Here is a 23,223-nt window from a genome sequence, read left to right as displayed (position 1 = left end):
GTGCCGGTGCCTACTTGCCGCCGAGCATGTCCTCGACCTTGCCGCGGATCTCGTCCGTCGCGAGACCGCGGATCGTCAGCGTCGTACGGCGGCGCAGCACGTCGTCCGCCGTCTCGGCCCACTCGTGGTCGCGCGCGTACACGACCTGCGCCCAGATCTCCGGCGCGTCCGGGTGGATGCGCTGGGCCAGCGCCGGGTCCTCGCTCGCCAGGCGGGCTATGTCGAACGACAGCGAGCCGTAGTGCGTGGCGAGGTGGCGGGCGGTGTCGGCCGCCATGCGCGGGCCGGGCGTGCCGCCGTCGACGAGGAGGCGGTGCGCGACCGCGTTCGGGTTGGCGATGCCCGGCAGCGGCAGCTTCTTCGGCAGCCGTGCGATCGGCTCCATGTCCTCCGCGAGCGGCCGGCCCGGCAGCGCGGCCAGCTTGTTCATCACCGTGCGGCCGATGTGGCGGAAGGTCGTCCACTTTCCGCCGGCCACCGACAGCATGCCGCCGCGGCCCTCGGTGACGACCGTCTCCCGCTTGGCCTTGGACGTGTCGCCCGGACCACCGGGCAGGACGCGCAGACCGGCGAAGGAGTACGTGATCAGATCGCGCGACAGCTGCTGGTCGCGGATCGAGAACGCGGCCTCGTCCAGGATCTGCGTGGTGTCCTTCTCCGTGACCGCGACGTCCGCCGGGTCGCCCTCGAACTCCTCGTCCGTCGTACCGAGCAGCAGCATGTCCTCCCAGGGCAGGGCGAACGTGATGCGGTACTTGTCGATCGGCGTCGCGAGCGCGGCCTTCCACGGGGATGTGCGCTTGAGGACGAGGTGCGCGCCCTTCGACAGGCGGATGGAGGGAGCCGCGTCCGGGTCCTCCATCCGGCGCAGGTGGTCGACCCACGGACCGGTGGCGTTGAGCACCAGGCGGGCGTCGACCCCGAACTCGGTGCCGTCGGTGCGGTCCTTGAGCTCGGCGCCGGTGACCCGGCCGCGGGTGAAGCGCAGCCCCGTGACCTCGGCGTGGTTGAGGACGGTCGCACCGGCCTCGACGGCCGCGCGCACCGTCATCAGCGCCATGCGCGCGTCGTTCATCTGGTCGTCGCCGTAGACCGCGACGGCCTTCAGGTTGTCGGTGCGCAGCTCGGGCACGTCGGCAGCGGCCTTCGCCGGGCTGAGCAGGTGGCCGACCCCGTCGCCGAAGGCGGAGAGGGCGGAGTAGGCGAAGACGCCCGCGCCGAGCTTGGCGGCACCGTGCGGGCCGCCCTTGTAGACCGGCAGGTAGAAGGTGAGCGGGTTCGCCAGGTGCGGCGCCACCTGGCGGGAGACGGCACGCCGCTCGAAGTGGTTCTCCGCGACCAGCTTCACCGCGCCGGTCTGCAGGTAGCGCAGACCGCCGTGGAGGAGCTTGGAGGAGGCGGAGGAGGTGGCGCCGGCGAAGTCACCGGCGTCCACCAGCGCCACCCGCAGCCCGGACTGCGCCGCATGCCAGGCGGTGGAGATGCCCAGGATGCCGCCGCCGATCACCAGGAGGTCGTATGTCGCCGTGGAGAGCTGCTCCCGAGTCTCGGCGCGGCTCGCTGCCTTGAAGGAGGACACAGTCGAGCCGGCGGCCGGGCGCGTCCCGTGGTCCGGGACGCTCTGCAGGGTGGTCATCATTGCTCCTCGTCAGTTTTCCTCGTCGAGCCAGCCCATGGTCCGCTCCACGGCCTTGAGCCAGTTCTTGTACTCGGCATCACGCTTGTCAGCGTCCATGCGGGGGGTCCACTCGGCGGCCCGGCGCCAGTTGGCGCGCAGCGCGTCGGTGTCCGGCCAGAAGCCGACGGCCAGACCGGCGGCGTAGGCGGCGCCGAGGCAGGTGGTCTCGGCGACCATCGGACGCACGACCGGCGCGTCCAGGAAGTCCGAGAGCGTCTGCATCAGCAGGTTGTTGGAGGTCATGCCGCCGTCGACCTTGAGCGCGGTCAGCTCGACGCCGGAGTCCTTCGTCATGGCGTCGGTGATCTCGCGGGTCTGCCAGGCGGTGGCCTCGAGAACGGCGCGCGCGATGTGCGCCTTGGTGACGTACCGGGTCAGGCCGGCGATCACTCCGCGGGCGTCGGAGCGCCAGTACGGGGCGAACAGGCCGGAGAAGGCCGGCACGAAGTACGCGCCGCCGTTGTCCTCGACCGAGAGCGCGAGGGTCTCGATCTCGGCGGCAGAGTTGATCAGGCCCATCTGGTCGCGCATCCACTGCACCAGCGAGCCGGTGACGGCGATCGAGCCCTCCAGGGCGTAGACCGCCTTCTGGTCGCCGATGCGGTAGCCGACGGTGGTCAGCAGGCCGTTGTAGGAGTTGACGGGCTCGTCACCGGTGTTCATCAGCATGAAGGTGCCGGTGCCGTACGTGGACTTGGCCTCGCCCTTGGCGAAACAGGTCTGGCCGAACAGGGCCGCCTGCTGGTCGCCCAGCGCGGAGGCGACCGGGATGCCGTCGAGGGCACCGCCCTTGGCGAGGCCGTACACCTCGGCGGAGGACCGGATCTCGGGGAGGATCGCGGCCGGGACCTCCATGGACTGCAGGATCTTGTCGTCCCACTCCATGGTGTGCAGGTTCATCAGCATCGTGCGGGAGGCGTTGGTGACGTCGGTGACGTGCACACCGCCGTCGACTCCGCCCGTCAGGTTCCAGATGACCCAGGAGTCCATGGTGCCGAAGAGGATGTCGCCGCGCTCGGCGCGCTCACGCAGGCCCTCGACGTTGTCGAGCAGCCAGCGGGCCTTGGGCCCGGCGAAGTACGAGGCGAGCGGCAGGCCCGTCTCGCGGCGGAAGCGGTCCTGGCCCACATTGCGGCCGAGTTCCTTGCACAGGGCGTCGGTACGGGTGTCCTGCCAGACGATGGCGTTGTGGACGGGCTCGCCGGTGTTCTTGTCCCACAGCAGCGTCGTCTCGCGCTGGTTGGTGATGCCGATGGCCTTGACGTCGGCCGCGGTGATGCCGGCCTTGTCGATGGCTCCGGCCACGACCTCCTGGACGTTGGCCCAGATCTCGGCGGCGTTGTGCTCCACCCAGCCCGGCCTGGGGAAGATCTGCTCGTGCTCCTTCTGGTCGACGGAGACGATCCGGCCGTCCTTGTCGAAGACGATGCAGCGGCTGGAGGTGGTGCCCTGGTCGATGGCCGCGATGAACGGCCCGGTGGTGTGTGCGTCGGTCACGGTGTGCTCCTGCTCAGGTCTCTGGAGATACGGCTCGAGGTGCTGATACGGCTCAGGCGAACGCGATGTTGTAGATACCCGCGGCGACGGCCGCACCGATCAGGGGACCGGCGACGGGGATCCAGGCGTAGCCCCAGTCGGAGCCGCCCTTGTTCGGCAGCGGGAGCAGGGCGTGCACGATGCGCGGGCCGAGGTCACGGGCCGGGTTGATGGCGTAGCCGGTGGGGCCGCCGAGGGAGAGACCGATGCCGACGACGACGAGCGCGACCATGAGTCCGCCGAGCGGGCCGAGGCCCTTGCCGCTGTCGTTGAGGCCCTGGGTGAGCACGGCCAGGACCAGCACGGCCGTGCCGATGATCTCGGTCGCGAGGTTCTGCCAGACGTTGCGGATCTCGGGGCCGGTGGAGAAGACGCCGAGGACCGGGCCGGCGTTGGCGGCGCTTCCGTCGTGCGGGCCCTCGATGGCCTTCTCCTCGGGGTCGCCCACGATCTCGGGGTCGGTCAGGTGCGCCCGGAACTGGCCGTAGTAGGCGATCCAGACCAGGGCGGCACCGATCATGGCGCCGAGCAGCTGGCCGGCGAGGTAGACCGGGACGCTGCCCCAGTCGTTGTCCTTGATCGCGATGCCGAAGGTGACGGCCGGGTTGAGATGGGCGCCGGACAGGGCCCCCGTCATGTAGACCGCGGTCAGGACCGCGAAGCCCCACCCGAAGGTGATGGCCAGCCAGCCGGCGTTCTGCGCCTTCGAGCGCTTGAGCACGACGGCGGCGACCACGCCGCCACCGAGCAGGATGAGTACGGCGGTACCGATGACCTCGCCGATGAAGATGTCGGAGTTGGACACCCGCGACTCCTTTGTCCTTCGTCCAGGGGGAAGGCGAACCCCGGGTCCCTCCGGTGGTCCGCGCCCTCAGCTGAGGGCGTTTTCCGGCCTGGCGTTGTCACACTCTAGCGTGTAGTGCCGTTTGGTGTTCGACAATGCCGACCGGTGAACGGCAGTTTTGCCCCCGTTAAACATGACGTCAAGGGTTGTGCCGGCCGAAAACCGGATCGTTACCGATGATGCGCCAGTGCGATCAGAACCGCCCGGCGCCGAGGTCCCTCGACACGGCGCGGGCGCAGTCCCGCACCGCCGCCACCAGCTCGGAGCGCAGCTCGCCTGCGTCGCACACCCGCTCCACGGCGCCCGTGATGGCCACCGCCCCCACCGGCATCCGGCGCCGGTCGTGGATCGGCGCCGCCACCGCGGCCACGCCCTCCCACGTCTCCTCCACATCGGCCGCCCAGCCGCGCGCCCTGGTGTGGTCGAGCACCGCCTCGAACTCCTCGAGATCCGTCACCGTCCTCGGCGTGAACGCCTTGCGGTCGACCTCCAGCACCTCGCTGTGGGCGACCGGGTCGTAGGCGGAGAGGACCTTGCCGAGAGCCGTGGAGTGCAGCGGCTGCATGGCCCCCACCTCCAGGACCTGCCGGCTGTCGTCGGGCCGGAAGACGTGGTGCACGATCAGTACGCCGTGCTGGTGCAGCACACCGAGGTGCACGCTCTCGCCGCTCGAACGGGCCAGGTCGTCCGTCCACACCAGGGCGCGGGCACGCAGCTCGTGCACGTCCAGATAGCTGTTGCCGAGCCGGAGCAGCTCCGCACCCAGCTGGTAGCGGCCGGAGACGCTGTCCTGTTCGACGAATCCCTCGGACTGAAGGGTGCGCAGGATGCCGTGGGCCGTACCCTTGGCCAGATCCAGTGAGGACGCAATGTCCGACAGGCCCAGCCGGCGCTCCCCGCCCGCGAGCAACCGCAGCATCGCCGCCGCCCGCTCAAGTGACTGGATGTTCTTAGCCATCGGATCGGCCCTTCTCCACACACGGTTCGACAATGCTGAACACTATCGGTCGATGCCGACCTCGGTCACGACGGAGCGAGTATCTCGCGCGGAGGGCCCGTCGAAAAAGCCGCTCAGTATGCGGACGTCCGCCCCGTGGGACGCCTCCGCCCCCCGACGGCCCGCCCGGCTACTCTGGCTGCGTGCGCCTTCCACCGGAAGACGCAAAGCCGACAGCCGTCGCATCCCAGGGAGCACATTCCATGGCCTCGCTGCCGACCCCCTCCGCTGACAGCCGGACCCGAATCGACGCACTGCGCGAAGCCCTCGCCACCCGGGTGGTGGTGGCCGACGGTGCCATGGGCACGATGCTCCAGGCCCAGGATCCGAGCCTGGAGGACTTCGAGAACCTCGAGGGTTGCAACGAGATCCTCAACGTCACGCGCCCCGACATCGTCCGTACGGTCCACGAGGCCTACTTCGAGGTCGGCGTCGACTGCGTCGAGACCAATACCTTCGGCGCGAACCTCGCGGCGCTCGGCGAGTACGACATCGCCGAGCGCGTCTTCGAGCTGTCCGAGGCGGGCGCGCGCATCGCCCGCGAGGTCGCCGACGCGTTCACGGCCTCCACGGGGCAGCAGCGCTGGGTGCTGGGCTCCATGGGACCGGGCACCAAGCTGCCGACGCTGGGCCACGCCCCCTACACGGCCCTGCGCGACGCCTACCAGCAGAACGCCGAGGGCATGATCGCCGGCGGCGCCGACGCGCTGCTCGTCGAGACCACCCAGGACCTGCTCCAGACGAAGGCCGCCATCCTCGGAGCCCACCGCGCGCTGGACGCCTCCGGCACCAGGCTGCCGATCATCTGCTCAGTGACGGTCGAGACGACCGGCACGATGCTGCTCGGCTCGGAGATCGGCGCGGCCCTGACCGCGCTGGAGCCGCTGGGCATCGACATGATCGGTCTGAACTGCGCGACCGGCCCGGCCGAGATGAGCGAGCACCTGCGCTACCTGGCCCGCCACTCCCGCGTCCCGCTGTCCTGCATGCCGAACGCGGGCCTGCCGGTCCTCGGCAAGAACGGTGCCCACTACCCGCTGACCGCGCCCGAGCTCGCCGACGCGCAGGAGACGTTCGTGCGCGAGTACGGCCTCTCCCTCGTCGGCGGCTGCTGCGGTACGACGCCGGAGCACCTGCGCCAGGTCGTGGAGCGCGTGCGCGGCATGGAGCCGACGGTCCGCGAGCCGCGCCCCGAGCCGGGCGCCGCGTCGCTGTACCAGTCGGTGCCGTTCCGGCAGGACACCGCCTACATGGCGATCGGCGAGCGGACGAACGCGAACGGCTCGAAGAAGTTCCGCGAGGCCATGCTGGAGGGCCGCTGGGACGACTGTGTGGAGATGGCCCGCGACCAGATCCGCGAGGGCGCCCACATGCTCGACCTGTGCGTCGACTACGTCGGCCGCGACGGAGTGGCGGACATGGAGGAGCTGGCCGGCCGGTTCGCCACCGCGTCGACGCTGCCGATCGTGCTGGACTCGACCGAGGTCGACGTCATCCGGGCCGGGCTGGAGAAGCTCGGCGGCCGCGCCGTCATCAACTCGGTGAACTACGAGGACGGCGACGGTCCCGAGTCCCGTTTCGCCAAGGTCACCCGCCTGGCCCAGGAGCACGGTGCCGCGCTGATCGCGCTGACGATCGACGAGGAGGGCCAGGCCCGCAGCGTCGAGCACAAGGTGGCGGTCGCGGAGCGGATCATCGCCGACCTGACCGGCAACTGGGGCATCCGCGAGTGCGACATCCTCATCGACACGCTGACGTTCACCATCTGCACGGGCCAGGAGGAGTCCCGCAAGGACGGCGTCAACACCATCGAGGCGATCCGCGAGCTGAAGAAGCGGCACCCCGAGGTACAGACCACCCTCGGTCTGTCGAACATCTCCTTCGGCCTCAACCCCGCCGCCCGCATCCTGCTCAACTCCGTCTTCCTCGACGAGTGCGTGAAGGCGGGCCTGGACTCCGCGATCGTGCACGCCTCCAAGATCCTGCCGATCGCCCGCTTCGACGAGGAGCAGGTCACCACGGCGCTCGACCTGATCTACGACCGGCGCGCCGAGGGCTACGACCCGCTGCAGAAGCTGATGGCGTTGTTCGAGGGCGTCAACACCAAGTCGATGAAGGCCGGCAAGGCGGAGGAGCTGCTCGCCCTGCCGCTGGACGAGCGCCTCAAGCGCCGCATCATCGACGGTGAGAAGAACGGCCTCGAGGCGGACCTGGACGAGGCGCTGCGGGACCGGCCCGCCCTCGACATCGTCAACGAGACCCTGCTCGACGGCATGAAGGTCGTCGGCGAGCTGTTCGGCTCGGGCCAGATGCAGCTGCCGTTCGTGCTCCAGTCGGCCGAGGTGATGAAGACGGCGGTCGCCTACCTGGAACCGCACATGGAGAAGACGGACGACGAGGGCAAGGGCACCATCGTCCTGGCCACCGTCCGCGGCGACGTGCACGACATCGGCAAGAACCTCGTCGACATCATCCTGTCCAACAACGGCTACAACGTCGTCAACCTGGGCATCAAGCAGCCCGTCTCCGCGATCCTGGACGCGGCGCAGGAGCACAGGGCCGACGTCATCGGCATGTCCGGCCTCCTCGTCAAGTCCACGGTGATCATGAAGGAGAACCTGGAGGAGCTCAACCAGCGCAAGATGGCCGCGGACTACCCCGTCATCCTCGGTGGCGCGGCCCTCACCCGCGCCTACGTGGAGCAGGACCTCCACGAGATCTACGAGGGCGAGGTCCGCTACGCCCGCGACGCCTTCGAGGGCCTGCGCCTGATGGACGCCCTCATCGCCGTCAAGCGCGGCGTGCCCGGTGCCGCCCTGCCCGAGCTCAAGCAGCGCCGGGTGCGCGCCACGACGGCCGCGGTCGTGGAGGAGGCTCCCGCCGAGGGCGCGGTCCGCTCCGACGTCGCCACGGACAACCGGGTGCCGGAGCCGCCGTTCTGGGGCACCCGCGTCGTCAAGGGCATCCCGCTCAAGGAGTACGCCTCCTGGCTCGACGAGGGCGCCCTCTTCAAGGGTCAGTGGGGACTCAAGCAGGCCCGTACCGGCGACGGGCCCTCGTACGAGGAGCTGGTGGAGACCGAGGGCCGGCCGCGACTGCGCGGCTGGCTGGACCAGCTGCACACGCAGAACATGCTGGAGGCGGCCGTCGTCTACGGCTACTTCCCCTGCGTGTCCAAGGGCGACGACCTGATCCTCCTGAACGAGGACGGCTCCGAGCGCACCCGCTTCTCCTTCCCGCGCCAGCGCCGTGGCCGCAGGCTGTGCCTGGCGGACTTCTTCCGCCCCGAGGAGTCCGGCGAGACCGATGTCGTCGGCCTCCAGGTCGTCACCGTCGGGTCCAGGATCGGTGAGGAGACCGCCAAGCTCTTCGAGGCCGACTCCTACCGGGACTACCTCGAACTGCACGGGCTGTCCGTCCAGTTGGCGGAGGCCCTCGCCGAGTACTGGCACGCGCGCGTCCGCGCCGAGCTGGGCTTCGGCGGTGAGGACCCGGCGGACGTCGAGGACATGTTCGCGCTCAAGTACCGCGGCGCCCGGTTCTCGCTGGGCTACGGCGCGTGCCCCGATCTGGAGGACCGCGCCAAGATCGCGGAGCTGCTGCGGCCCGAGCGGATCGGCGTGAAGCTGTCCGAGGAGTTCCAGCTCCATCCGGAGCAGTCCACGGACGCGATCGTGATTCACCACCCCGAGGCAAAGTATTTCAACGCACGCTGATCGGACGAGTCGTACACTGGTCGGTCCAGTGCAGGCCGGTCACCAGATCTTGCGGGAAAGCCGCAGGGTGAGGTGGCCGGCCTTCTCGTCCCTTCCGGAGGTGTGCCTATGACCAGCACGGTCCCCGCGTCCCTGACCCGTTCGGCCGACGGGGCGGCGCTCCAAGCCGTCTTCCTCGACATGGACGGCACTCTGGTCGACACCGAGGGATTCTGGTGGGACGCCGAGGTGGAGGTCTTCGCGGACCTCGGACACCAGCTGGACGAGGCATGGCGGGACGTCGTGGTCGGCGGACCCATGACCCGCAGCGCCGGCTACCTGATCGAGGCCACCGGCGCGGACATCACCCTCGCCGAGCTGACCGTGCTGCTCAACGACAAGTTCGAGGACCGGATCGGACGCGGTGTGCCGCTGATGCCGGGGGCGGAGCGGCTGCTCGCCGAGCTCGCCGCGCACAATGTGCCCACCGCACTGGTCTCTGCGTCCCACCGGCGCATCATCGACCGCGTCCTCGCCTCCCTCGGGCCCCAGTACTTCGCCCTGTCGGTCGCGGGGGACGAGGTGCCGCGCACCAAGCCGCACCCGGACCCGTACCTGCTGGCCGCCCGGGGGCTCGGCGCCGACCCCATGAGATGCGCGGTCGTCGAGGACACTGCGACCGGGGTGGCCGCCGCCGAGGCGGCCGGCTGCCGGGTCGTCGCGGTGCCGTCGGTGGCGCCGATCGCGGCCGCGGCGGGCCGAATCGTCGTTCAGTCCCTCGAAGAAGTCGACCTGCTTTTCCTGCGCACACTCATCAGGTCGCCGCACTGATACATGTACGATCCGTGTTTCTCGAAATAGGCGGGGACTCAGAGCAGTCGCTCGTGCCTTTTCGGTGACCTTTGGGTTTACCGGTCAGTAATCGACAATGCGTTCCCAAGCGTGACGTTCGTCACTGTGAGTGCTGCCTTCCGCTGAGTCGGCCGGCGCCCGATGTCCCCTTCGGGGGGGATCGGACGCCGTGTCCTGTCCGGTTTGCCTCGGGAGCGCATGAATCCTCCACCTCCAGGCCGCCTCCCTGCGGACGTTCGTGATCACTCAGCGATTACGCCCCAACTCGGGCCCGTTCACGCTTTCCTGGCGCCGCCGACTAATCTCATCGCGAGAAACTTCGCCGCCTCACCGTCGTGTCCCGCCGGCCACCATGCCGTCGGAAACACAGGACCGATCGCTCTGTATCCCCGGCCCGATCGCGCCGCCCCGACCGGGTGGAAGCGGCGGAGTGACCTGCACACCACGCTGTATCCCAGTGCCGGATGGATAAGGGAGTACGTCCAGGATGAACCGTAAGACTTTGGTGCCGCTGGCCATGATCGGCCTGCTCGCGCCCGTGCTGGTCGCGTGCGGCAGCACGGACGGCGGGTCGGACGGCGGTGACGCCATAGTCGTGGGCACCACGGACCAGTTCGTCGCCAACGCCGACGCTCCCGCGCCGCTCGACCCGGCCTACGCCTACGACACCGGCGCGTGGAACATCCTGCGCCAGACCGTCCAGACGCTGATGCACACACCGCGCGGCGGCGGCGAGCCCGTCCCGGACGCCGCCGAGTCCTGCGTCTTCACGGACACCGCGAGCGAGAGCTACCGCTGCAAGCTGCGCAGCGGACTGCAGTTCGCCGACGGCACCCCGGTGACCGCCGAGGACGTCAAGTTCTCCATCGAGCGCGTCCTCGACATCGACGCGGACAACGGCACCGCCGCCCTCCTCGCGAACATCGACACCATCGAGACCAAGGGCGACGACGAGGTCATCTTCCACCTCGCCACCCCCGACGCCACCTTCCCGTACAAGCTCTCGACGCCGGTCGCCGCGATCGTCAGCCGTGAGCAGTACGACGGGAAGAAGCTCCGCGAGGGCGTCCAGGCCGACGGCAGCGGCCCGTACACCATGAAGACCGAGATGGACGGGGACCGCGTCTCCAAGGTCGTCTTCACCAAGAACCCCCACTACAAGGGGGACATCAAGCTCCGCAACGACCGGGTCGAACTGCGGTCGTTCGCCGACGCCGAGGCCATGGGCAAGGCGCTCGAGTCCGGTGACATCGACATGATGACCCGCACGATGTCCCCCGAGCAGATCGTGAAGCTCTCCACCGCCCCCAAGCAGGGCATCAAGCTCACCGAGGTCCCCGGCCTCGAGATCCGCTACCTCGCCTTCAACACCAACGACCCGTCGGTGAAGAACAAGGCGGTGCGTCAGGCGATGGCGGCCGTCATCGACCGCGGCCAGATCGCCGGCCAGGTGTACGGCTCCACCGCCGAGCCGCTCTACTCGCTCATCCCGACGAGCATCGCCGCGCACACCAACTCGTTCTACAACAAGTACGGCGAGCCGAGCCGCAAGAAGGCCGCGGCCATCCTGAGCGACGCGGGCATCGACACTCCCGTCAAGCTGGAGTTGAACTACACCACCGACAAGTACGGTGACGGCACGGCCAAGGAGTTCGAGGCGATCCGCGACCAGCTGAACGCCACCCAGCTCTTCGACGTCACCGTCAAGGGCACCGAATGGGCCAAGTTCCGCCCCGCCCAGAAGCGCGGCGACTACGCGGTCTACGGCCTCGGCTGGTTCCCCGACTTCCCGGACCCGGACAACTACGTCGCCCCGTTCCTCGACAAGGGCAACTTCCTCAACTCGCCCTACGTGAACGAAGAGGCGCGGGGCCTCATCCCGCAGTCCCGCCGTGAGGCGGACCGCACCGCGGCCTCCCCGGCCTTCAAGCGGATCCAGGAGATCGTCGCCGACGACGTGCCGGTGCTGCCGCTGTGGCAGGGCAAGCAGTACGTCGCCGCCCGCGACGACGTCACGGGCGTCGAATGGGCGCTCAACGCCAGCTCCGACCTTCAGCTGTGGGAGCTGGCCCGGGGCAACGACGCCTGATCCGGCGCCCCCCGCACAGACACAGACGGCCGGTGTCCGGCAGTGGCGAAAGCCGCCGCCGGACACCGGCCGTCCCCGTCGTGGCGGCCGCCGCGCTCACTGCGCGCCGGGGCGCACCAGACCGCTCTCGTACGCGTACACCGCGGCCTGGACACGGTCACGCAGGCCGAGCTTGGTGAGCACATGGCCGACATGGGTCTTCACGGTCGTCTCGCTCACGAACAGATCCGCGGCGATCTCCGCGTTCGACAGGCCCCGCGCGACCAGCTTCAGCACCTCGACCTCACGGTCGGTCAGCGTGTGCAAGGCGTCCGGAAGGGGCTCCTCGCCCGAGGGCAGATGGTCGGCGTACTTGTCGAGAAGCCGCCGGGTGATGCTCGGAGCCAGCATCGCCTCGCCCGCCGCGACCACGCGGATCGCCTGCACCAGCTCATTGGCCGGCGCGTCCTTCAGCAGGAAGCCGCTGGCCCCGGCGCGCAGCGCCTCCACCACGTACTCGTCGAGGTCGAACGTCGTCAGCACCAGCACCTTCGCCGGACCGTCCCGGCCGGGGCCCGTGATCTGCCGGGTCGCCTCGACACCGTCCATCCGGGGCATCCGGATGTCCATCAGCACCACATCGGGCTGCAGCGCCCGCACCTGATCGAGGGCCTGGAGGCCGTCCCCGGCCTCGCCCACCACCGCGATGTCCTGCTCCGCCTCGAGGATCATCCGGAAGCCGGTGCGCAGCAGCGGCTGGTCGTCGACCAGTAGGACGCGGATCGCCACGGGTACTCCTTCTTTAGACCGGGCCCATTGTGCCCTGACCATCCTGGGCCGAGGCGCCCGGGGAAACGCTCAGCGGATAAACCGGGGGAGTGCCGCCGAACTCCGGACAGAACGCCTGGTGGTCGCACCAGCCGCAGAGCTTCGTCGGCCGCGGCCGCCAGTCACCGGACCGCGTCGCCTGCCGGATCGCGTCCCACAGGGCCAGCAGCTTGCGCTCCATCCGCGCCAGGTCGTCCATCACCGGGTCGTACGTCAACACGTCGCCGCTGCCCAGATACACCAGCTGGAGCCGGCGGGGGAGCACCCCCTTCAGGCGCCAGATCACCAGCGCGTAGAACTTCATCTGGAACAGCGCGCCCTCGCTGTACTCCGGGCGGGGGGCCTTGCCCGTCTTGTAGTCGACGATCCGCACCTCGCCCGTCGGCGCGATGTCCACCCGGTCGATCACGCCGCGCAGCCGCAGCCCCGACTCCAGCTCCGTCTCGACGAACATCTCCCGCTCGGCGGGCTCCAGCCGGGTCGGGTCCTCCAGCGAGAACCAGCGCTCCACCAGCTGCTCCGCCTCACTGAGCCAGCGCGCCAGCCGCTCGCCTCCGGTGTCCTCGGCGAACAGCTCGCCCAGCTCCGGCTTCGTCTCCAGCAGCCTGCTCCACTGGCCGGGAATCATCGCCTTCGCCCGCGGAGCCGTGCGCTGGAGGGCCGGATCGTCGAAGAGGCGCTCCAGCACCGCATGCACCAGCGTCCCGCGGGTCGCCGCCTCGCTCGGCTTCTCCGGCAGCCGGTCGATCACCCGGAACCGGTACAGCAGGGGGCACTGCATGAAGTCACTGGCCCGGGAAGGAGACAGGGACATCGGCTCCATGGCCGGCCTCGGCTCCGGGGCAGCGGTCGGCGCAGTGTCCGCCTCCGAGGAGGACACGGACTCCGGGGCAGCGGCGGGCGCCCCGACGACAGGCACGACGGGCTGCTGGCTCGTACTCATGGCTCAGACCCTACGGCCCGCCACTGACAGCGAGCGGCATACCATCGACGACAGGACCTCGCCCATGCATGATCGAGCGAGCCACACCTCTGCTGAGAGCCTTGGCGACGAAGGGACCCCGTGAACGAGGACGACACGAGCGGCAAGCGTGAACGGCCGCGGTCCGATGCGGGCAAGGCAGGGCCGGACGGCGGCGGGAAGCGCGGCTCGGGCGGACCGGGCGGCGGCATTCTCATGGGCCGCCCCTTCGGTGTGCCCGTATACGTCGCCCCCAGCTGGTTCGTCGTCGCCGCCCTGATCACCTGGGTCTTCGGCGGCCAGCTCGACCGCGTCCTGCCCGAACTCGGCGGCGCCCGCTATCTGGTGTCGCTGTTCTTCGCCGTCGCCTTCTACGCCTCCGTCCTCGTCCACGAACTCGCCCACACCGTCGCCGCGCTCCGCTTCAAACTGCCGGTACGCCGCATCCAGCTCCAGTTCTTCGGCGGGGTCTCCGAGATCGAGAAGGAGACCGAGACTCCCGGCCGCGAGTTCGTCCTCGCCTTCGTCGGCCCCCTCCTCTCCCTCGTCCTGGCCGGGCTGTTCTACCTCGGCATGACGGCCGTCGAGCCCGGCACCGTGCCCGGAGTGCTGCTCGCCGGACTGATGGTCTCCAACCTGATCGTCGCCGCGTTCAACCTGTTGCCCGGACTGCCCCTCGACGGCGGCCGGATGCTGCGCGCCATCGTCTGGAAGATCAGCGGCAAACCCATGACGGGTACCATCGCTGCCGCCTGGGTCGGCCGCGCGCTCGCCGTGGCCGTCCTCATCGGCCTCCCGCTGCTCACCCACACCGGCGCCCTCGGCAACGCGACCGAGGACATCGGCGGCATGGAGACCGTCACCGACGCGCTGCTCGCGGCCATCCTCGCGGCCATCATCTGGACCGGCGCCGGCAACAGCCTGCGCATGGCCCGCCTTCGCGAGCACCTGCCCGAGCTCGCGGCCCGCGCACTCACCCGCCGCGCCGTCCCGGTCGAGGCGCACACCCCGCTCTCCGAGGCGCTGCGCCGCGCCAACGAGGCAGGAGCCCGCGCCCTCGTCGTCGTCGACGGCCACGGCGACCCCATGGCCCTGGTGCGCGAGGCCGCCATCGCCGGAGTCCCCGAGCACCGCCGCCCGTGGGTCGCCGTCAGCGGCCTGGCACAGGAGCTCACCGAAGAAATGAAGGTCCCGGCCGAGCTCGCGGGCGAGGCCCTGCTCGACAGACTCCGCGCCGCACCGGCGACCGAGTACCTGGTGGTGGAGGAGACCGGCGAGATCTACGGCGTCCTGTCCACGGCGGACGTCGAACGCGCCTTCGTCGCGGCAATGGCCCGGCCTGCGTCTTCTTCTTAGGGCTCGGTTCTCCCCCTGGCTTCGCCGGGGGGACCCCCACGGGGCGCTTTAAGCGTGTGTCGACGGTCGATCGTGCTCGGTCCCTCGTTCCTCGGGACCTCCGCGCTCCCCCTGCCTGCGGCGGGAGGTGCCCCCACTCCCTTTCGACACCCGCGCGCCCCTTCGGCTCACTCGCCACGTGCGCGGCCCGGTCGGCGGTCCGTAGCCGCTCTCTGTCCGGGCCCGGTCGCGAAGCCGCAGCCCTGCCGGCCACCCCGTCGCCCTTCCGGGACGTGCTCGTTTCGAGGCCGGCCCCCGCCCGCCGCGCCGCCGTCGGCACGACCCGCTCGCGCCTCCCCGGCAGGAGCGCGGTCGGGGCGGGCCGACGGGTCGGACGGCGCCCCCGCCCCCACCGCGCCGCCGCCCCGCCCGGACGGGCGTGGTCGGGGGTGGGGCCGGGGCCCGGTAGGCTGGTCACATGTCCGAACCGACCGGTGCCGCCCGCCGTCGCGGGCCCTTCAAGGTCGGGGACCAGGTCCAGCTCACCGACCCCAAGGGACGCCACTACACGTTCACGCTCGAGGCCGGGAAGAACTTTCACACCCACAAGGGTTCCTTCCCGCACGACGAGCTGATCGGCGCTCCCGAGGGCAGTGTTGTCCGTACCACGGGAAACGTCGCCTACCTCGCGCTGCGCCCCCTGCTCCCCGACTACGTCCTGTCCATGCCCCGCGGCGCCGCCGTGGTCTACCCCAAGGACGCGGGGCAGATCCTGGCCTTCGCCGACATCTTCCCCGGCGCACGCGTCGTGGAGGCCGGCGTGGGATCGGGCTCGCTGAGCAGCTTCCTCCTGCGCGCCATCGGCGACCACGGCATGCTCCACTCCTACGAGCGCCGCGCGGACTTCGCCGAGATTGCCCAGCAGAACGTGGAGCGCTACTTCGGCGGCCCCCACCCCGCCTGGCAGCTCACCGTCGGCGACCTCCAGGACAACCTGACCGACTCCGACGTCGACCGCGTCATCCTGGACATGCTCGCGCCCTGGGAGTGCCTGGAGGCCGTCTCCAAGGCGCTCGTGCCCGGCGGCATCCTGTGCTGCTACGTCGCGACGACCACCCAGCTCGCGCGCACCGTCGAGTCGATCCGGGAGATCGGCTGCTTCGCCGAGCCGCAGCCCTGGGAGTCGATGATCCGCAACTGGCACGTCGAGGGACTGGCCGTGCGCCCCGACCATCGGATGATCGGCCACACCGGCTTCCTGGTCACCGCCCGCCGTCTCGCCGACGGCGTGGAGCCCCCGATGCGCCGCCGCCGTCCCGCCAAGGGCGCGTACGGCGAGGACTACGAGGGCCCCAACAAGGGCTGACCCCGTACAACACGACGGCGCCGCCACCGAGTTCCCGTGCCCCACGCGGAACTCGGCGGCGGCGCCGTCGTATTGACCTCGCGTCGGCGGGCGCGCTCTTTACCCGAGGCTTACGGACCCCGCTGTTCCGGTCCCGTGTGACGTATGGCACGATGCTGGCCACCCCCACCAGCCCTGGCCTCTCAGGAGACTCCCCGCGTGCAGAACTCCGCAGCCGTCCCGGACCTCGCGCACACCCACGCCCGCCCGGTGCACTGGCTGGCGACCGCGACGGCGATGGCCGCGGTCGTGGCCGCCGCCGGCTTCGTACAGCCCGACGCCGCAACGGCGTCCCAGCAGGGCTCGGAATCACGCACCGTGACAGCGCCCGCACCCGCCCCCGACCCGGCGGGCGTCGAGCTGCCCCTGGAGTGCGGGGCCGTCGAGAGCGTCGTCACCCGGCGGGCCACCGGCGACCTCGACGGCGACGGCAGCCCGGAGACGGTGGTGGCCGCCCGGTGCGACGCCGGGTCGGGCACACCGCCCAGCGGCGTGTACGTCCTCGCGGCCGGCCGCGACACCGCGGCACGCGTCGTGGCGACCCTGGTTCAGCCCGCAGAGAAACTCAGCGTCGGCTCGCTCGCCGTACGTGACGGAGCGATCACGGCAACCCTGCTCGGCTACTCGTCGCCGGACGTGCCGAGCTGCTGCCCGGACAAGCGGGAAAGCGTCGAATGGCGGTGGCAGGGCGGCAAGTTCGTGCGCTCCGCCCAGCCGGCAGCGCGCAGTATGTGACCGCTCACTCCGCGTCGGGGCCGTAGACCTCTACCCTGTCCGAAACCCGACGTACGTGAATGCAGTCACCCGGGCACTCCTTGGCCGAATCCACCACGTCGTTCAGCAGCGGCAGCGGAACGGGCGTTGTGGCGCCCGGGTCCTGGAGCAGTTCGTCGTCCACGGACTTCACATAGGCGAGTCCGTCGATGTCGAGCTCGAAGACCTCCGGGGCGTACTGCGCACAGATTCCGTCACCGGTGCAGAGGTCCTGGTCGATCCAGACCTCGAGCGCTTCGGCGGCACCTTCGGTGGGAACCTCGTGCTGCACGGTCATATCTCCTGCCGTTTCCTTCGTCGGGCGCAGCAAGTGATACAAGTCGCGCCAGCCCTGACGGGTGTTGAACGCTTCGACGATACAACCGACCGCTTTCCGATGTTGCCGGGTGGGTATCTGCTGGGTATTCCCCTGGCACGAGGGAGAGCGCAAGGGTGAAGATCGGACACACCCCTTCCGTCTTTGTGATCTAGGGGTTTCAATCACCACCCACACAGGTAGGGTCAGGAAGCGTCCAGCTCCCCTTGGAGGAGGTGAGGACCGTGGCAGCCCACGACGACGACATCAACCGCGGCATCCGGCCGGGGCGGGGGTCTGAAGACCCAGCCGGCCAGGTTGCCTATCTCGAGCAGGAAATCGCCGTCCTGCGCCGCAAGCTCGCCGACTCTCCGCGTCATACGAGGATTCTCGAAGAGCGGATCGTCGAGCTGCAGACCAACCTGGCCGGCGTGTCCGCACAGAACGAGCGGCTCGCCAACACGCTCCGTGAGGCCCGCGACCAGATCGTGGCCCTCAAGGAGGAGGTCGACCGGCTCGCGCAGCCGCCGGCCGGCTTCGGTGTCTTCCTGCAGGCGAACGAGGACGGCACGTGCGACATCTTCACCGGGGGCCGCAAGCTCCGGGTGAACGTGAGCCCCAGCGTCGAGCTCGACGAGCTCCGGCGCGGCCAGGAGGTCATGCTCAACGAGGCGCTCAATGTGGTCGACGCCATGGAATTCGAGCGCGCCGGGGACATCGTCACCCTCAAGGAGATCCTCGAGGACGGCGAGCGCGCCCTGGTGATCGGGCACACCGACGAGGAGCGGGTGGTGCGGCTCGCCGAGCCGCTCCTGGACATCAATGTCCGCCCCGGTGACGCGCTGCTGCTCGAGCCGCGCTCCGGCTACGTGTACGAGGTGATCCCGAAGAGCGAGGTCGAGGAGCTCGTCCTCGAAGAGGTCCCGGACGTCGACTACGACAAGATCGGCGGCCTCGGCGGCCAGATCGAGATGATCCGCGACGCGGTCGAGCTGCCGTACCTCTACCCCGACCTCTTCAAGGAGCACGAACTGCGGCCGCCGAAGGGCATCCTGCTCTACGGCCCGCCCGGCTGCGGCAAGACGCTCATCGCCAAGGCCGTCGCCAACTCCCTTGCCAAGAAGGTCGCCGAGGTGACCGGGCAGCCCGCGGGGAAGAGCTACTTCCTCAACATCAAGGGCCCCGAGCTCCTCAACAAGTACGTCGGCGAGACCGAGCGGCACATCCGCCTGGTCTTCCAGCGTGCCCGGGAGAAGGCGGGCGAGGGCACTCCCGTCATCGTCTTCTTCGACGAGATGGAGTCCCTCTTCCGCACGCGTGGATCAGGCGTCAGCTCGGACGTGGAGAACACCATCGTCCCGCAGCTGCTCGCCGAGATCGACGGCGTCGAGGGCCTGGAGAACGTCATCGTCATCGGCGCCTCCAACCGCGAGGACATGATCGACCCCGCGATCCTGCGGCCCGGCCGGCTCGACGTCAAGATCAAGATCGAGCGTCCGGACGCGGAGGCGGCGAAGGACATCTTCGCCAAGTACCTGACCCCCTCGCTCCCGCTGCACGCCGACGACCTCGGCGAGCACAGCGGATCGAAGGCAGCCGCGGCACACGCCATGATCCAGTCGGTCGTGGAGCAGATGTACGCGGAGTCCGAGGAGAACCGCTTCCTCGAGGTCACGTACGCCAACGGTGACAAGGAAGTCCTCTACTTCAAGGACTTCAACTCCGGCGCGATGATCCAGAACATCGTCGACCGGGCCAAGAAGATGGCCATCAAGGCCTTCCTCGAGCACAACCAGAAGGGCATCCGCGTCTCCCACCTCCTCCAGGCATGCGTGGACGAGTTCAAGGAGAACGAGGACCTGCCCAACACCACCAACCCGGACGACTGGGCCCGGATCTCCGGAAAGAAGGGCGAGCGGATCGTCTTCATCCGCACCCTGGTCACCGGAAAGCAGGGCGCCGACACCGGCCGGTCCATCGACACGGTGGCGAACACCGGTCAGTACCTGTAAGCAGGCGTACCGGCTGCGGATGCCGCGGTCCCCGCGACGGCGGGGGCGGGCATCCGCAGCCGGATGCTTTCCGGACAGGTGAGACCACACCCCAGCAATGACGGAATTGATCTCCCCACCCGCGCGGCGGCGTTCTAGGCTTCTTCGGTACCGCCGAGTCGCGGAGTGCGGGGACGGGCACCGCACGCGCACCGGAGAGCCAGCGGTATCTGAGCGCCGCTCCCAGCGGGGAGCGCCGCCGGGCAAGGAGGGCCGCATGACCGTACGGCGAGTAATGGGCATCGAGACGGAGTACGGCATCTCCGTCCCCGGCCACCCGAACGCCAATGCCATGCTCACCTCGTCCCAGATCGTCAATGCCTACGCGGCGGCGATGCACAGGGCGCGCCGCGCCCGCTGGGACTTCGAGGAGGAGAATCCGCTGCGGGACGCCCGCGGCTTCGACCTCGCCCGCGAGGCCGCCGACTCCAGTCAGCTCACCGACGAGGACATCGGCCTGGCCAATGTGATCCTCACCAACGGCGCACGGCTCTACGTCGACCATGCCCACCCCGAGTACAGCTCGCCCGAGGTGACCAACCCGCGCGACGCCGTGCTCTGGGACAAGGCCGGCGAACGGATCATGGCGGAGGCCGCCGAGCGCGCGGCCCAGCTGCCCGGCGCACAGCCCATCCACCTGTACAAGAACAACACCGACAACAAGGGCGCGTCCTATGGCACGCACGAGAACTACCTGATGAAGCGGGAGACCCCCTTCTCGGACATCGTGCGCCATCTGACACCCTTCTTCGTCTCCAGGCAGGTCATCACGGGCGCGGGACGGGTGGGAATCGGCCAGGACGGCCACGAGCACGGCTTCCAGATCAGCCAGCGCGCGGATTATTTCGAGGTCGAGGTCGGCCTCGAGACCACCCTCAAGCGCCCGATCATCAACACCCGCGACGAACCGCACTCGGACGCCGAGAAGTACCGCCGGCTGCATGTGATCATCGGCGACGCGAACCTGTCGGAGATCTCCACCTACCTCAAGCTGGGCACCACGGCCCTGGTCCTCTCGATGATCGAGGACGGATTCATCGCGGTGGACCTCGCCGTCGAGCAGCCGGTGCGCACGCTGCACCAGGTCTCGCACGACCCGGGCCTTCAGCATCTCGTCACCCTCCGTAGCGGTCGGACACTGACCGCCGTCCAATTGCAGATGGAGTACTTCGAGCTCGCGCGCAAGTACGTCGAGGAGCGCTTCGGAGCCGACGCCGACGTGCAGACCAAGGACGTCCTCACGCGCTGGGAGGACACGCTCAACCGCCTCGAGAACGACCCCATGAGCCTGTCCGGCGAGCTGGACTGGGTGGCCAAGCGCGAGCTCATGGAGGGCTACCGGCGGCGCGACAGCCTGGACTGGGACGCGGCCCGGCTGCACCTCGTGGACCTGCAGTACGCGGACGTCCGGCCCGACAAGGGCCTGTACAACCGCCTGGCGGCCCGGGGGAAGATGAAGCGCCTGTTGGACGACCAGGCGGTCGAGCGGGCCCAGGCCAGCCCTCCAGAGGACACGAGGGCCTATTTCCGCGGCCGCTGCCTGGAGCAGTACGCGGACGACGTGGCGGCGGCCTCCTGGGACTCGGTCATCTTCGACCTGCCCGGCCGTGACTCTCTGCAACGAGTGCCCACGCTTGAACCGCTGCGTGGTACACGTAACCATGTCAAGGAACTCCTGGACCGCTGCCGCACGGCCGAAGAGCTGGTCCGCGTGCTGTCCGGCGGCTGATCCGGGGCTGAAAGTCCTCCCGTCCGGGAATCATGGAGGTGGTCCCCGGACGTTGAGCGAAAGTACGGGGCCGATGTCGGACCCGGCTTGTAGGGTCTGATCTTGACCGAACGAACTCACGTCAGGGCAAACCGAGCGGGGTGAGGGACATGGCGACCAAGGACACCGGCGGCGGTCAGCAGAAGGCCACGCGTTCCACGGAGGAGGTCGAGGAGCAGGCGCAGGAAGCGCAGGCGGCCGAAGACCTCAAGGAGCGCCAGGAGAAGCTGTCGGACGACGTCGACTCCGTACTGGACGAGATCGACGACGTCCTCGAGGAGAACGCGGAGGACTTCGTGAGGTCCTTCGTCCAAAAGGGCGGTCAGTAGCGGCCGTTGTCCGTCCCGGCTCCCGCCGGCGAAAGCCGGGGGGACCGGGACGGATGACCGGCCACGGCGCGGGTAAGGTCCGTGCACAGTTCGAAAGATCGGCCCGCGCGCGACGAAGGCGGGCCGCCGCCTATCCGGAAGGAAACGCGTGGAAGCCAACCCTCGTAGCACCGGGCGTCTGCCGGCAGCCTTCCTGACGCCGGGCTCCTCGTCCTTCATGGACTTCCTCGGCGAGCACTCACCGGAGCTGCTCCCCGGCAACCGCACCCTGCCGCCCGTCCAGGGAGCCTTCGAGGCCCCGCACGGCACGACCATCGTCGCGACGACGTTCGCCGGCGGTGTGGTCCTCGCCGGTGACCGTCGCGCCACCATGGGCAACATGATCGCCCAGCGCGACATGCAGAAGGTCTTCCCCGCCGACGAGTACTCGGCCGTGGGCATCGCCGGCACCGCCGGTCTGGCCGTGGAGATGGTGAAGCTGTTCCAGCTGGAGCTGGAGCACTTCGAGAAGGTGGAGGGCGTGCAGCTCTCCCTGGAGGGCAAGGCCAACCGCCTCTCCACGATGATCCGCAGCAACCTCGGCATGGCCATGCAGGGACTGGCCGTGGTGCCGCTGTTCGCCGGTTACGACATCGACCGGGACAAGGGCCGCATCTTCTCGTACGACGTCACGGGCGGCCGCTCCGAGGAACAGGGCTACGCGGCCACCGGCTCCGGCTCGATCTTCGCGCGCGGTGCCATGAAGAAGCTCTACCGCGAGGACCAGACCGAGCAGCAGGCCACCACGCTGGTCGTCCAGGCGCTCTACGACGCCGCCGACGACGACTCGGCGACGGGTGGCCCGGACGTGGCCCGGCGGATCTACCCCATCGTCACGGTCATCACGGACGAGGGCTTCCGCAGGCTCACCGAGGCCGAGACCTCCGAGATCGCCCGGTCGATCCTCGAGGGCCGCCTCGCCCACCCCGACGGCCCGCGCGCCGCGCTGCTCTGACCCATGTACTCGCTCTTGACAGAAAGGGACGGATAGCCGGTGTCGACGCCGTTCTATGTCTCACCTCAGCAGGCCATGGCGGACCGGGCGGAATACGCCCGCAAGGGCATCGCCCGTGGTCGCAGCCTCGTCGTCCTGCAGTATGCCGACGGCATCGTCTTCGTCGGCGAGAACCCGTCCCGCGCCCTCCACAAGTTCAGCGAGATCTACGACCGGATCGCCTTCGCCGCGGCCGGCAAGTACAACGAGTACGAGAACCTGCGCATCGGCGGCGTGCGCTACGCGGACCTGCGGGGATACACCTACGACCGTGACGACGTCACGGCCCGCGGCCTCGCCAACGTGTACGCGCAGACGCTCGGCACCATCTTCTCCAGCGCCGGTGAGAAGCCGTACGAGGTGGAGCTGGTCGTCGCCGAGGTGGGCGCGTCCCCCGAGGGCGACCAGATCTACCGCCTCCCGCACGACGGTTCGATCGTGGACGAGCACGGCTCGGTCGCGGTCGGTGGCAACGCGGAGCAGATCAGCAGCTTCCTGGATCAGCGGCACCGGGACGGGATGTCGCTGGCCGAGGCGCTGAAGCTCGCGGTGCAGGCTCTTTCCAGCCAGGCCAACGGAACGGACCGGGAGATCCCCGCAGAGCGCCTGGAGGTCGCCGTCCTGGACCGTACGAGGCCGCAGGCGCGGAAGTTCAAGCGGATCGTCGGGCGGCAGCTGTCGCGGCTGCTGGAGGCCGAGGAGGCCGCCACGGCTCCCACGGACGCCCCGTCGGACATCGAGGACACGGAGGAGGGCGAGGCGTAGCCCGCCCAG

General features: G+C 69.5%; 18 protein-coding genes and 1 pseudogene. 12 read left to right on the top strand and 7 right to left on the bottom strand.

Annotation, left to right across the window (positions count from 1 at the left end; genetic code table 11):
- Positions 1-10: 10 nt before the first annotated feature.
- The 4 genes from ACF08N_RS25925 to ACF08N_RS25910 form a co-directional block, all read right to left on the bottom strand.
- Positions 11-1,636, bottom strand: a complete 1,626-nt coding sequence (locus ACF08N_RS25925; RefSeq protein ID WP_392327066.1) for an FAD-dependent oxidoreductase — start codon at positions 1,634-1,636, stop codon at positions 11-13.
- Positions 1,637-1,648: 12 nt separating this feature from the next.
- The gene (glpK, locus tag ACF08N_RS25920; protein WP_392327065.1) at positions 1,649-3,175 is read right to left on the bottom strand and encodes a glycerol kinase GlpK; all 1,527 of its coding nucleotides are present in this window, start codon (positions 3,173-3,175) and stop codon (positions 1,649-1,651) included.
- A 52-nt stretch (positions 3,176-3,227) separates the two neighbouring features.
- The gene (locus tag ACF08N_RS25915) at positions 3,228-4,019 is read right to left on the bottom strand and encodes an MIP/aquaporin family protein (RefSeq protein ID WP_392327064.1); all 792 of its coding nucleotides are present in this window, start codon (positions 4,017-4,019) and stop codon (positions 3,228-3,230) included.
- Positions 4,020-4,251: 232 nt separating this feature from the next.
- On the bottom strand, positions 4,252-5,016 hold the full coding sequence (locus ACF08N_RS25910) for an IclR family transcriptional regulator (RefSeq protein WP_392327063.1): 765 nt from the start codon (positions 5,014-5,016) through the stop codon (positions 4,252-4,254).
- A gap of 242 nt (positions 5,017-5,258) precedes the next feature.
- Here ACF08N_RS25910 and metH point away from each other — a divergent pair, with 242 nt between their 5' ends.
- The 3 genes from metH (at position 5,259) to ACF08N_RS25895 (ending at position 11,691) form a co-directional block, all read left to right on the top strand.
- Positions 5,259-8,771: a methionine synthase gene (gene metH / locus ACF08N_RS25905; RefSeq protein WP_392327062.1), complete on the top strand. Its 3,513-nt coding sequence runs from the start codon at positions 5,259-5,261 to the stop codon at positions 8,769-8,771.
- Positions 8,772-8,879: 108 nt separating this feature from the next.
- Positions 8,880-9,581: an HAD family hydrolase gene (locus ACF08N_RS25900; protein WP_392327061.1), complete on the top strand. Its 702-nt coding sequence runs from the start codon at positions 8,880-8,882 to the stop codon at positions 9,579-9,581.
- Between the two features lie 508 nt (positions 9,582-10,089).
- Positions 10,090-11,691, top strand: coding sequence for an ABC transporter substrate-binding protein (locus ACF08N_RS25895; protein WP_392327060.1), 1,602 nt, complete (start codon positions 10,090-10,092; stop codon positions 11,689-11,691).
- Between the two features lie 96 nt (positions 11,692-11,787).
- Here ACF08N_RS25895 and ACF08N_RS25890 read toward each other — a convergent pair whose 3' ends face one another.
- Both ACF08N_RS25890 and ACF08N_RS25885 read right to left on the bottom strand, forming a co-directional pair.
- A complete protein-coding gene (locus tag ACF08N_RS25890) occupies positions 11,788-12,459 on the bottom strand; it encodes a response regulator (RefSeq protein ID WP_392327059.1) in 672 nt (223 codons plus the stop codon).
- A 13-nt stretch (positions 12,460-12,472) separates the two neighbouring features.
- Positions 12,473-13,321, bottom strand: coding sequence for a RecB family exonuclease (locus ACF08N_RS25885; protein ID WP_392327165.1), 849 nt, complete (start codon positions 13,319-13,321; stop codon positions 12,473-12,475).
- A gap of 240 nt (positions 13,322-13,561) precedes the next feature.
- On the opposite strand from ACF08N_RS25885, the gene ACF08N_RS25880 reads away from it, so the two are divergent.
- From ACF08N_RS25880 to ACF08N_RS25870, 3 genes are all read left to right on the top strand, one after another.
- Positions 13,562-14,815, top strand: a complete 1,254-nt coding sequence (locus ACF08N_RS25880) for a site-2 protease family protein (protein ID WP_392327058.1) — start codon at positions 13,562-13,564, stop codon at positions 14,813-14,815.
- A gap of 457 nt (positions 14,816-15,272) precedes the next feature.
- Positions 15,273-16,160, top strand: coding sequence for a tRNA (adenine-N1)-methyltransferase (locus ACF08N_RS25875; protein ID WP_177151017.1), 888 nt, complete (start codon positions 15,273-15,275; stop codon positions 16,158-16,160).
- Positions 16,161-16,358: 198 nt separating this feature from the next.
- Positions 16,359-16,934, top strand: a complete 576-nt coding sequence (locus tag ACF08N_RS25870) for a hypothetical protein (RefSeq protein WP_392327057.1) — start codon at positions 16,359-16,361, stop codon at positions 16,932-16,934.
- 4 nt (positions 16,935-16,938) lie between these two features.
- On the opposite strand, the gene ACF08N_RS25865 is transcribed toward ACF08N_RS25870, so the two are convergent.
- Positions 16,939-17,250, bottom strand: a complete 312-nt coding sequence (locus tag ACF08N_RS25865; protein ID WP_392327056.1) for a ferredoxin — start codon at positions 17,248-17,250, stop codon at positions 16,939-16,941.
- Between the two features lie 263 nt (positions 17,251-17,513).
- On the opposite strand from ACF08N_RS25865, the gene arc reads away from it, so the two are divergent.
- The 6 genes and pseudogenes from arc (at position 17,514) to prcA (ending at position 23,214) form a co-directional block, all read left to right on the top strand.
- Positions 17,514-19,280: a proteasome ATPase gene (gene arc, locus ACF08N_RS25860; protein ID WP_392327055.1), complete on the top strand. Its 1,767-nt coding sequence runs from the start codon at positions 17,514-17,516 to the stop codon at positions 19,278-19,280.
- A gap of 256 nt (positions 19,281-19,536) precedes the next feature.
- Positions 19,537-21,048 carry a depupylase/deamidase Dop gene (gene dop, locus ACF08N_RS25855; RefSeq protein ID WP_392327054.1) on the top strand — a complete coding sequence of 504 codons (1,512 nt, stop codon included), beginning with the start codon at positions 19,537-19,539 and terminating at the stop codon, positions 21,046-21,048.
- A gap of 149 nt (positions 21,049-21,197) precedes the next feature.
- A complete protein-coding gene (locus ACF08N_RS25850) occupies positions 21,198-21,416 on the top strand; it encodes a ubiquitin-like protein Pup (protein WP_100106333.1) in 219 nt (72 codons plus the stop codon).
- 116 nt (positions 21,417-21,532) lie between these two features.
- A pseudogene (locus ACF08N_RS25845) lies at positions 21,533-21,613 on the top strand (recombination endonuclease VII); the annotation flags it as partial.
- Entirely contained in the window at positions 21,595-22,410 is an 816-nt protein-coding gene (prcB, locus tag ACF08N_RS25840; protein WP_392327164.1) for a proteasome subunit beta, read from the top strand. The pseudogene ACF08N_RS25845 and the gene prcB, both read left to right, overlap by 19 nt.
- A gap of 39 nt (positions 22,411-22,449) precedes the next feature.
- Complete coding sequence (gene prcA / locus ACF08N_RS25835) at positions 22,450-23,214, top strand: proteasome subunit alpha (protein ID WP_392327053.1); 765 nt, start codon at positions 22,450-22,452, stop codon at positions 23,212-23,214.
- Positions 23,215-23,223: the final 9 nt, after the last annotated feature.

The sequence above is a fragment of the Streptomyces sp. NPDC015127 genome, from assembly GCF_043080095.1.
Taxonomy (GTDB): Bacteria; Actinomycetota; Actinomycetes; order Streptomycetales; family Streptomycetaceae; genus Streptomyces.
The sequence above is the reverse complement of the archived record's forward strand: the minus strand, read 5'-3'. Positions and strand labels throughout refer to the sequence as shown.